General features: G+C 33.4%; 10 protein-coding genes. 8 read left to right on the top strand and 2 right to left on the bottom strand.

Annotated features, from left to right (window positions below; genetic code table 11):
- Positions 1-45: 45 nt before the first annotated feature.
- The gene (locus tag Q5Y73_RS08310) at positions 46-1,278 is read right to left on the bottom strand and encodes an MFS transporter (RefSeq protein ID WP_305991396.1); all 1,233 of its coding nucleotides are present in this window, start codon (positions 1,276-1,278) and stop codon (positions 46-48) included.
- 187 nt (positions 1,279-1,465) lie between these two features.
- Here Q5Y73_RS08310 and Q5Y73_RS08315 point away from each other — a divergent pair, with 187 nt between their 5' ends.
- From Q5Y73_RS08315 to Q5Y73_RS08325, 3 genes are all read left to right on the top strand, one after another.
- Positions 1,466-2,044, top strand: coding sequence for a TetR/AcrR family transcriptional regulator (locus Q5Y73_RS08315; RefSeq protein WP_305991397.1), 579 nt, complete (start codon positions 1,466-1,468; stop codon positions 2,042-2,044).
- A 24-nt stretch (positions 2,045-2,068) separates the two neighbouring features.
- A complete protein-coding gene (locus tag Q5Y73_RS08320; RefSeq protein ID WP_305991398.1) occupies positions 2,069-2,605 on the top strand; it encodes a DUF1572 family protein in 537 nt (178 codons plus the stop codon).
- Between the two features lie 72 nt (positions 2,606-2,677).
- Complete coding sequence (locus Q5Y73_RS08325) at positions 2,678-3,355, top strand: carboxylesterase family protein (RefSeq protein ID WP_305991399.1); 678 nt, start codon at positions 2,678-2,680, stop codon at positions 3,353-3,355.
- Here Q5Y73_RS08325 and Q5Y73_RS08330 read toward each other — a convergent pair.
- Entirely contained in the window at positions 3,331-4,008 is a 678-nt protein-coding gene (locus tag Q5Y73_RS08330) for a Type 1 glutamine amidotransferase-like domain-containing protein (protein WP_305991400.1), read from the bottom strand. The genes Q5Y73_RS08325 and Q5Y73_RS08330 overlap by 25 nt on opposite strands.
- Before the next feature lie 190 nt (positions 4,009-4,198).
- Between Q5Y73_RS08330 and Q5Y73_RS08335 the strand changes: the two genes are divergently transcribed.
- The 5 genes from Q5Y73_RS08335 (at position 4,199) to Q5Y73_RS08355 (ending at position 11,482) form a co-directional block, all read left to right on the top strand.
- Entirely contained in the window at positions 4,199-5,182 is a 984-nt protein-coding gene (locus tag Q5Y73_RS08335; RefSeq protein ID WP_305991401.1) for an alpha/beta fold hydrolase, read from the top strand.
- Positions 5,183-5,483: 301 nt separating this feature from the next.
- Complete coding sequence (locus Q5Y73_RS08340; RefSeq protein WP_305991402.1) at positions 5,484-6,251, top strand: nucleotidyltransferase domain-containing protein; 768 nt, start codon at positions 5,484-5,486, stop codon at positions 6,249-6,251.
- Between the two features lie 34 nt (positions 6,252-6,285).
- Complete coding sequence (locus tag Q5Y73_RS08345) at positions 6,286-7,032, top strand: SDR family NAD(P)-dependent oxidoreductase (protein ID WP_305991403.1); 747 nt, start codon at positions 6,286-6,288, stop codon at positions 7,030-7,032.
- 26 nt (positions 7,033-7,058) lie between these two features.
- Entirely contained in the window at positions 7,059-7,949 is an 891-nt protein-coding gene (locus Q5Y73_RS08350; RefSeq protein WP_305991404.1) for a PhzF family phenazine biosynthesis protein, read from the top strand.
- A 218-nt stretch (positions 7,950-8,167) separates the two neighbouring features.
- Positions 8,168-11,482 carry a glycosyl hydrolase family 18 protein gene (locus Q5Y73_RS08355; protein ID WP_305991405.1) on the top strand — a complete coding sequence of 1,105 codons (3,315 nt, stop codon included), beginning with the start codon at positions 8,168-8,170 and terminating at the stop codon, positions 11,480-11,482.
- The last annotated feature ends 142 nt before the right edge of the window (positions 11,483-11,624 follow it).

Here is an 11,624-nt window from a genome sequence, read left to right on the forward strand (position 1 = left end):
CATTGTATTTAAAGAAGAATCAATGGTGGCACTTTTTTGTCAAGACTAGTGAAAATGCATATGATTTTTTTTAGTTTTAGTTAACTTTTCAGAGCTTTTGAATGTTAGTTTTGTGCTTATCAATGCACTTATTAGCGTTATCGATCCAGCTATAAGAAATGCATTGATTAATGATGTTGCTACCATTAAAGGTCCTGCTAGCGCTGAACCTATCAACATACCGCCTATAAATAGTGGTGTCAAAATTCCATTTGCTCTACCAATGAATTTTTCATCAACCATTTTGATGACAAGCATTCCTAGCGTAGTTTGCCATAATGCTAAAAGAAAACCTGTTAAAAACCTCATAGTACTAGTAAGTGCAATCCATACTGATAAAACTTCGATTATAAGTGTTACGGATAAAAAACAAAGCGCTCCAACAATTACCATTTTTATATTCATTTTATTGGCCAGAATAGAAGCGGAGATGCTTCCCAATAACATGCCTATGCCAGCAAGAATGTAAAACCACTGCAAATTCTCCTTCTCTAAACCTAACCTTTCTATAATGATGAAAACATCTAATGGATGTACAATGCCTGCACTTAAGCCGATAATCCCAAAAGTAATTGCAATAATAACCAAGTTTTTGGAGTGTATTACATAGTGGAAACCATCCTGCATTTCATTTATTAAGTTAGAATGTTGTTTATGTGCTGCATCCTTTTTAAAGTTGGGAAGGAAGAGTAATGAAAAAGCAGAAATTAAAAATGCAATCATGATACTAATTAGAGAAGCTTGAATGCCCAACCAACTATAGATTAACGTTCCGATGACTGGTCCGATAATAAGGAATAAAGCAACTAGACTTTGTGTAATTCCGATTGCTGGCGCGATCAACTTCTCTGGTATATGTTTTTTTATCATGATGGATGTAGAGGGCTGTGAGATTTGACTAACAACACTAGAAACAAGTGTGGCAAAAAATATAGCCTGCCAGTTTCCGCCTGTTACAAAAAATATGATGACGAGTAAAGAAATTGCACTGGCTAAATCACCATAAATCATTGCTTTTTTTGGGTTCCATCGATCTGCTAATGTACCACCAATAAATGAGAATAGAAAGATTGGTGTATATTCTATAACCGTTAATAAAGAAACGTAGATAGGACTATCGTTTGTTTTTTCCATAATAAAAAACAGCAAGGCTATGTTTCGAATCCAAATGGCAGTTTGTTGAATGATGTCAGATAAAATAAGGATCATAAGGACTTTATTTTTTAATAAGTCATGCACGTTTTAACCTCCAATGTTCATTTTTTATAACATAAAAATATATGTTGGGGTGTTATTTGATATTGAACAATGTATTCAATATCGACTATAATGTACATAAAGAGATATAACAATAATCAATATAGCTTGTATTGTTCATAAAGAAATAGATTCATTTAAAATGATCATTAAAATGGGAGGATTCTTCGTGAAAGAACAAAAAAAAGACAGAAGAGTTCAAAGGACGAGAAACTTGTTGCACGAGGCGCTTCAAGATCTTATGGTAGAGAAAGGTTACGAAGCGATCACTGTCCAAGATTTAATTGATCGAGCGAATATCGGTCGATCAACCTTTTATTCTCATTTTGTGGATAAGGAAGAGCTGCTTGCTGAAAATGTAAATATATTAAGTGAATTACTAAAAGAGCAAATCGATAAAAGTGAAACTAAAAAAACGGAAGTGTTTCGATTTAAATTTAGTTTAAGTTTTTTAAAACATGTACAAGAGAGTAAACATTTGTGGAAGGCAACGGTTGCACCAAGCGGAATGTTTGTTCTACATCATATCAAACGAGTAATTTCAGATTTAGTTCAAGAAGAAATATTAATATCTAACTATTCTAATTCATCCTTAATTCCTCAAGACATAGCGGTAGATTTTGTAGTAAATACCTTGATGAGTCTTATTCATTGGTGGATGAATGGGGAAGAACATATACAAGTATCTGCTGTTGATGTAGATGAGATGTTTCATCGGTTAGTTTTATCGGGATTAGATTTAAGATAGTAATGATTTAGGAGGATGATAAATATGAGCAGCATTGGAAAACTTTATTTAGAAACCGTTCTTCACAATTTTGAAGGAATGAAATTATTGGGTGAAAAATCAATTACGCAAGTAAAAGAAGAACAAATCAATTTTTCGGAAAATGAAGATTCGAACAGTATTGCGATTATTGTAAAACATTTGAATGGGAATATGAAATCAAGGTGGGAGAATTTTTTAGCATCAGATGGAGAGAGTACTGGGAGAGATCGTGATCAGGAGTTTGAAGGGAAGATAGATACTAAGGAAGAATTATTATCGGTCTGGAACGAAGGTTGGGCATTTGTTTTTGACGCGATTCGCGACTTAAATGAAAGTGATTTAAATAAAACGATCACGATACGAAGTCAATCTCTTAGTGTATTGCAGGCGATTCAAAGACAAATTTCACATTACTCCTATCATATAGGTCAGATTGTATACATATCAAAACAACTTTCAGATTCATGGAACTCATTAAGCATACCTAGAGGACAATCAAAGGAATTTAATAAACAAATGATGAATAGAAATAAAAATTAAGGTTTAATGGAATTACTTGAAGAATTCATGATAAATAGTGAATATTGCCTACAAATGAATGGAGGTCTATTTTTGAAATTATTAAAATGTAAATTCACCACAACTTCAACTCATAAATCTTCATTGAATTATTTGTTGTCTTTACCTAGAGAATATGATAATTCTAATAAAAATTGGCCACTTATTCTCTTTCTTCATGGCGTTGGAGAAAGAGGAGAGAATCTTGAGATTGTAAAGAAACATGGAATTCCCAAAATTGTAAGTGAGAAAGAAGATTTCCCTTTTATTACGGTTTCACCACAATGTCCAGAAGATTCGATATGGGATAGGGAGTTGGAAATCTTGTATCAGTTGATCCAGGACATAGTTAAAAACTATGATATAGACGTTTCTAGAATATATTTAACAGGTATCAGCATGGGTGGATATGGAACTTGGTGTTTAGCAGATAAATACCCGTCATTGTTTGCGGCATTAATCCCAATTTGTGGTGTGTCTTTACCTTTGGCAAAATTTCGAAGCGGTATGCCTCAATTAAAAAACACACCAGTTTGGGTGTTTCATGGCGCCAAGGATGATGCAGTTCCCATCCATCACTCGGAAGAGATGGTTAAGTTGCTGCACCATGTTGGAGGTAAGGTGAAATTTACAATATACCCTCACCTGGGTCATGATTCATGGACGAGAACGTATGAAAATGAAGAAATATACGATTGGTTATTAAATCAATTGAATGAAGAGTTTGCATGAACTTTTACCACACGATCATTAATAATAGAATAAACTCCGTACCCTTCTGTGTCTGCAAGTGATCCATTTAGTAAATATACACACGTTTTTTCGTCTATGCCATAATTGACATGAGTATTAAACTTCTTTACTGCTTCTCTTAGATGGTTTTGATCCTTCCATTGAGTAAAATGTACGGCTAATAAAATGTCTGAGACTAACCCTAAACCTTTTCTATGCTGAAATTCTTTCAAAACATTATCTTTAGCAGATAGAATACATTCCTCTGGACTGATTAATGCTCCAGCGGAAAAACCAGCTACAGGAATACTATCCTCGTATTTTTGCTTAATCACATCAGCGATAGGTGTATCGACGATGTAATCTGCATATAAATTCGTATCTCCACCGCCAATGACAATTCCAGAACTGTTTTCTATACATTTTAAAACCTTATTAATTGGGGTAGAAGGAAGAGGTGCGATTTGGATATCTTTTACCCCTAATTGGAATAAACTATCTGTATAGTTTGTTATGTATTGCTCCCAACCCTCTCGTTCAACAACTAACAGAGAGATCGGGGCATCCTTTTTTGTTGTTTCTTGTACAAATTTCCTTGCCATTCTTTTAGTGAATGGAGGTCCTCCTCCAAATAAAAATAAATGTTTGTCCATAAAACACTCTCTTTTCTTTATAACATCAGAATTAACATCTTGGATAGACATTGATATGAGTTTTTGTTATTGGAGTATTATAACAAATTAATATTTTTTGACAATAAAAATGTAAAAATGAAGGGTGTTGGACTTCAACTGCGTCTAAACATAGTAAATGAAGTGGATTAGTTTTATTAGGAGGGTATTTATGTTTAAATCAAGGACATCTAACTTTAAAGATTCGAATAAAAATGTTCTGCAGAATAGTATAGCTTCTATTGAAATGATAAAAATTGGTGGAGTTGATCAATGTATACTTGCACGTGGAAAAAACAAAAACAATCCAATCCTACTTTTTCTTCATGGAGGACCTGGGACAGCGCAAATCGGCTTTGCTCCAAAATTACAGAGTAAGCTAGAGGATGACTTTGTAGTTATCAATTGGGACCAAAGAGGTGCTGGAAAATCTTTTTCTAGAGATATTCCAGTAGAAAGCATGAACATCAACCAATTTGTTTCAGATGCTCATGAGATTATAGAAATATTACTTGAACGTTTGGGTAAAGAAAAATTGTACTTAGTAGGACATTCATGGGGAAGTGTCATTGGATCTCTTATTGCAAAGAAGTATCCAGAAAAAATACATGCATATATAGGTGTTGGGCAAGTTGTGAATATGAAGAAAAATGAAGAAATATCGTATGGTTTTACTCTCGATAAAGCGAAAGAAACGAATAACAAACAGGCAGTAAAGGAGTTGAATAAAATAGGTTATCCCCCATATGCAAATATAAAGGATACTTTTGTGCAAAGGAAATGGTTAAATAAGTTTGGAGGGTCAATGTATGAAGGATCAGCACTTAAGTTAGTATTGAAATCAATTTCTTTTAGAGAATATTCTTTTCTAGATTGGTTGCGATTTATGAAAAATGGTGAGGGATTTTCAGTGAACAACTTATGGGGTGAACTCATGGAGACCAATTTGTTTAAACAGATAGAGGAGTTAAAAGTTCCGGTATACTTTTGTGTTGGGCGTTTTGACTACCAAACCTCTTTTGAACTTGTTGAGGAATTTTATCATCAATTGGATGCACCAATAAAGGATCTAATTTGGTTCGAAAAATCTGCTCATGCCCCAAACTTTGAAGAGCCTGAGAAGTTTTTACAAGTATGTAGGTCAGCGGTTCAATAAAAGGTTGACAACATTTACTAAACAGAGTAGAATTTCTTATTAAATTTAAATAGAAAACAACATACTGATTCGCACATTAGCACTCGTCAAAAAGGCAAGTGCAATTTTTATACATAAGATGCAATGTGGATAATATAGGTTCAGAAAGAGTTATGCAAAAGGTTGAATGACTTATGAAGGAACGATAAGAGAACAATTATAAATTGGAAGGAAATATGAAGATGTTAAACTGTATTCCCTTTTAAAAAGAGAATATGATCAACGATAATATAAGGGCTATATGTAAAAGGAGTCGGTCACGTTGAGAAATAAAATTGTAGAGGAACTCAAAAAGATTGAAAAGGAACATCTAGTGAAAATTTTATATGCGTGTGAATCTGGAAGTAGAGCCTGGGGATTTCCATCACAGGACAGTGACTATGATGTACGATTTATTTATATCCATCCCACTGAATGGTACTTGTCAATTAAAGAAGAAAGAGACGTAATTGAACTGCCAATCAATGATTTATTAGATATAAATGGTTGGGATTTAAGAAAAGCATTAAAGCTATTCAAAAAATCGAATCCTCCTTTACTAGAGTGGCTGCAGTCCGATATTGTGTATTCAGAGCCTTTTACTACAGCACAAAAAATCAGAGATTTAAGTCCATTATCTTTTTCTCCAAAATCATGTTTATATCATTATTTAAATATGGCAAAAGGCAATTTTAGAGATTACCTTCAAGGGAACGAAGTGAAAATCAAGAAATATTTTTATGTTCTAAGGCCTTTGTTAGCTTGTAAATGGATGGAGTTAAAACAAACAATCCCACCGCTCAATTTTGAAACGCTTGTACAATCACTTATTCCGAAAGGAGAATTGCAAACTCAAATACATTACCTGCTTGATCGTAAAAAAGCTGGGGAAGAACTGGATACAGAGCCTAGAATCAATGAAATTCACCTATTTATCGAACAATCCATTCAATATTATGAAAAATATACTCAAAATGTTTCTAAAGTAGTATGGAATAATGACGATGTATTAGATAAAATATTTTTAGAGACTCTTCAAGAAGTCTGGTAAATGATGATTAAATAACTTACATAAGGTGATGAGCATGAACGAATTATCGAATAAAACAGTCATAGTGACGGGTGCAGCAGGTGGTTTAGGTGAAGCGATTACAACGAAATGTTTGGAGCAAGGAGCAAAGGTTATTGCATGTGATCTTAATAACAAACAATTAAAAAAACTTGAAAAATTAAAATATAGATTTTATGACGATCCACTTTTTGTTTTTCCAGTAGATGTTTCGGATTACAAGGATGTTAAACAATTTTTTTCACTTTTAAATATGAAATTTTCTTCTATTGATGGGTTAGTTAACAATGCTGGAATTTATTTAGGAAAAGATCTGCTGGATTATACCCCTGATCAAATGGACAAAGTGATCAATGTGAATATAAAAGGTGCGACTTATTTTTCTCAATTTTTTGGTGAATTACTGTTGCAACGAAAAGACAAAGGATGTATTGTGAATATATCGTCTGTCGCTGGTCAAGAGGGTAGTACGGATGCGATATATGGATTATCAAAAGCTGCTCTAATTGGATTGACAAAAAGCTGTGCACTTAACTTTTCTCCTAATATTAGAGTGAATGCGGTGACCCCTGGCTTAGTAGAAACAAGAATGATGGAAGATATACCAGAATGGCGAGTGAATGAATATAGAGAAAAGGAACTGTTAAATGATAGATTGCAGCCTCAAGATGTTGCAAATACAGTAGCTTTTCTTTTATCAGATGCTGCAAGGAACTACTCTGGTTCTGTGTTTGATATTAACAATGGATGTTATATGAGATAACAAAACATACAGGAGGGTAAGACATCATGACTGAGATTAATGTTCTACATATAGATGCTTTTAGTGATATTCCTAATAAAGGAAATCCAGCAGGTGTTGTTGTAGATGCAGATCATTTAACTGAACATCAAATGCAGAGAATTGCAAAAAATGTAGGCTTTAACGAAACTGTTTTCGTTTTGAAATCTGATGAAGCTGACATACGATTAAAATATTTTACCCCAGGACATGAAATGGATTTATGTGGACATGCAACAATTGCTAGTATCTATGCTCTTCGAGCAAATCGGAATATTAAAAAAGATGCTATAACTATAGAAACCAATGTTGGAATTTTACCTGTTCGAGTTTATGAAGATAATAATCAGATCAGTATCTATATGAAACAAACTACAGCTCATTTTTTACCGTTTAAATCTCAAGTGAACAAACTTGCAGAAGCTATAGGGTTGACTAAACATGATATTGACCTCCAATTTCCTATCGTTTATGGAAGTACAGGTATATGGACGTTAATAGTTCCTATTAAGAGACTCACATCTTTTGAAAAAATGAAACCTAACAATCAACTTTTTCCAAAAGTATTAACTGAAATGCCAAAAGTGTCTATTCATCTGTTTTGTTTAGAAACCTATGATGAGTTGGCTGATATGCATGGAAGACATTTTTCTTCCCCATTTTCTGGAACTACAGAAGATGCAGTAACCGGTACAGCCTCTGGTGTTATGGGAGCTTATTTTGCCAAATATATAAATCAAGACCTAGAATCAAGCAAAATCTCTATTTTAGTTGAACAAGGACAGGAAATTGATAGAGATGGAAGAGTTTCAGTGGAAGTAGAAAAAAAATCAGATTCTTTTGAAGTTGGTATATTTGGAACGGCTGTTTATGTAAAGGAATTTAAAGTAAAGCTATAACATTTTGTTTGTTGTAGAAAGACCCCTATGTAGAGGTCTTTTTTTTTATATAAATGATTGAACTCATGTTTCTATTCATTTTGTAGTTTGGAATGATTTACTGGTAGAAAATTATAAATTTGGATGATAAAATCTTAAAATAAATTAATTTACATATAACATGATTTAGATTTCACTATATCATTTTCTATAATAAAATATATTTAAAGGGGTAGACCATGAAGAAATACTTATCAATATTACTTGCAGCATCCATGGTTTTTATGTTGTTGCCTTATTTTAATGTAGCATCTGCGCTTACTACGGAAGAAAAATTCGAATCATTAAAAGAAAAAAAGGTTTTTAGTGGATATGATGATGGGTTGCCTCATTTAGAAGATGATATGACAAGAGAACAAGCAGCTAAAATAATCGTCCTTCTATTCAATTTAGATAGTTCAAAAAATTCAATAGAACCAATATTTACAGATGTAGCAAAAGATAGATGGTCGTATGCACATATTGAAACAGCGGTACAGCACGGTATAGTAGATGGAATAGGAGATCGTAAGTTTGCACCTGCGGATCAAGTTACATACGAACAGTTTATTAAAATGATAATGATAGGATACTCTCTAGCAACTAATAAAGAAATACCAGAAGATAGTTTGATTAATGATGATGATAATATCAGTGATTGGGCAAAAAAATATGTTTCAGCAGCACTAAAATTGGGATTAGTAAAAGAAACAGAAAATTATAAAACAGCTGCTGATCGATATTTTTTAGTAGATTCAGCATATGAGACTGAGAGAAAGATCAGTGAAGTCATAAATACAGATACAAGCTTAGAAAATGAAGCTGAAGTTGTTGAAGAAGAAGTTATTACACCTTTTGGAAATCAAAAACCACCACATGACGGTGAGACTAATAGACCTCCAAGTAGTGGAGCAGATAATTCACAAGAAAATGATGAAGAAAGACAGGAACCTATAGAAACTCAGTTAACAGTTTCTGCGGAAAAATCAATCTACGGGCATGGAGAAACAGCAGTTATTTTAGGTAATGTGTTTACAAGAGAAGAAGAATCTAAACCTGTTAGCGAAGCTGTTGTATTTATTACGATAGAAACAAGTGATGAGCAAGTATTTACGGATGAAGTTATAACAGATGAAGCAGGACTTTATAGATCTGATTTTGAGATTTCAGATGATGCTTCATTTGGTGAATATGTAGTAGTAGCAAGATACGAGAATAGTATAGATCATTCTCAGTTTGAAGTAGGAGCACAAGAAATACCCGAGATACCAGAACCAATAGGAACACAATTATCCGTATCCACAGATAAACAAAATTATATACAGAATGAAAGAGTAGACATATCGGGTAGTGTGTTAACAAAGGAAGAAGGTCCTGTACCTTTAAGGGAAGCTGTAGTTTTGATCACAATAAAAATCAATGATCTACAAATATTCGCAGAAGAAGTGATAACAGATGAGTCTGGAATCTTTACTTCCACTTATGATCTTTTAGAAGAGGCTACAGAAGGAGAATATATTGTAGAAGTAAGTTATGAGTCAGAGAGCGAATTGTCTACTTTTGAAGTAGATAGATCAGGAGAAGATAATGAGATACCTGAATTACCTGAACCGGAAATGCCAGAACCTGTTGGAGTAGATTTAACAGTTTCTACTGAAAAACAAGTTTATGAGCAGGGGGATTTGGTCTCAATTATCGGAGATTTATTCACAGATGAAGAAGAACCTTCACCTATTAATGAAGTTGCAGTTTTAATAACGATAGAAACAAATGATAACCAAGTATTTTCGAGTGAAGCATTAACAGATAGTGAGGGGCGCTATGATTCCGCATTTGATCTTTCAGATGCTACAGAAGGAGAATATATTGTAGAAGCTAGTTATGAGTCAAAAGTTGTCTCAATTACGTTTGAAGTGATTGAACCAGAAGTCGAAAAAGATTTAACAGTTACAACAAATCAACAAGAGTATGAACAAGGTGGTACTGTTGTAATTACAGGTAATGTGTTCGCAATGGATGAACAACAAACACCAATAAATGATGCTTTAGTCTCCATTATAATAGAAACAAATAATGAACAAGTATTTTCTGGAGAAGCAGTAACAGATAGTGAAGGGCTCTATGCTGCTACATTTGAGCTTTTAGAGAATGAACCAATAGGAGAGTATGCTGTAGAGGTAAGTTATGAGTTAAAAATCTACAGTTCAACATTTGAAGTGGTAGAGCCGAAAATGCCAGAACCTATTGCGATAGACCTATCTGTTTCTACAAATCAACCAAAATATCAACAAGAAGAACCTGTTATCATTTCTGGTAAAGTATTAACAGATAATGAAGGGCGTGCACCAATTAGTGAAGCGGTAGTATCGATTTCATTACAACAAAATAATGTAGAAATAAATAGAGTTGAAGTGGTAACAAATGAAGCTGGTTACTATACATCTAGATTCGTCCTTTCAGAAGATGATTCAGAAGGTGAATATGCAGTTATTGTAAGATATGAAAATGAAGTTGCAATGTCTTTATTTGAAGTAAAAACTGCCCCAATTGTATTAGCTTATTACACTTATTACTTTGATGGAGATAAAACTTCTTTAGAGGCTTTAAAGGACTATCACAGTTATATGAATGCTATATCAACTGCAATGTTTGAAATAACTTACACAGGAGATATAAGAGGTCATTATCCAACAGAGGCTTTGGATTTCTCAAGCCAAAACAATATTAACACATTTGCGACTGTTTCCAACGTCCATGGTAGTGGATTTAATTCAGAAATTGCAAGTCATGTTTTAGGGAATAGAGATTTGAGAATAAAAATAATAAATAATTTAGAAGAAATCGTAAAAAATTATAATTATACAGGAGTAAACTTAGATTTTGAAAATATGTTTGCGGAAGATAGAGCTAACTACTCACAATTTGTAAAGGAATTGTCAGATCGGCTACAACCCCAGGGTTTCGAGGTTATTGTATCAGTTACTGCAAAAACATGGGATAATCCAGGAGCAGCTTGGAGTGGAGCATTCGATTACGCTGCGCTAGGAGAATCAGCAGATTATATTCAATTAATGAGCTATGATCAACATGGTGTATGGGGACAACCTGGACCAATAGCAGGTTATGATTGGCTGCAAAATGTTTTGAATTATGCAGTTACCCAAATTCCATCTGAAAAAATATTGCTTGGAATTCCTGGTTATGGTGTTGATTGGGATTTAAATGGTACTATGGAAGATCATGAATCTATATCACGTAAAGAAGTGACTAGTAGATTTGAAATGGGTGGAATAATTGCAAGGAGAGATAAATATGTAGATTCAAAAACACCTTATTATTTATATACAGATGAAGCTGGAAATCCACATGAAGTTTGGTACGATGATGACAGAAGTACAAGTGAAAAAGTAGGTCTGGTGAATCTCTATGAATTAGCAGGTGTATCCGTATGGGAAATTGACTATGGAGTGGAAGACTTTTGGAAAGCCATTGAAAATGGACTAGAAACTAAATAAATATAAACAAAAAATAGCCGAAAGGCTATTTTGTTGTTTCGTAAAAGAGAATAAGATATATTTCAGCGTGGAAACATTTACTGGTAGAAATATAAAATAATAGTTGATATCATATTAATTGTATTTTTTTTAGAGGTTAGAG

This window comes from Chengkuizengella axinellae (assembly GCF_030730905.1).
GTDB classification, from domain to species: domain Bacteria; phylum Bacillota; class Bacilli; order Paenibacillales; family KCTC-33759; genus Chengkuizengella; species Chengkuizengella axinellae.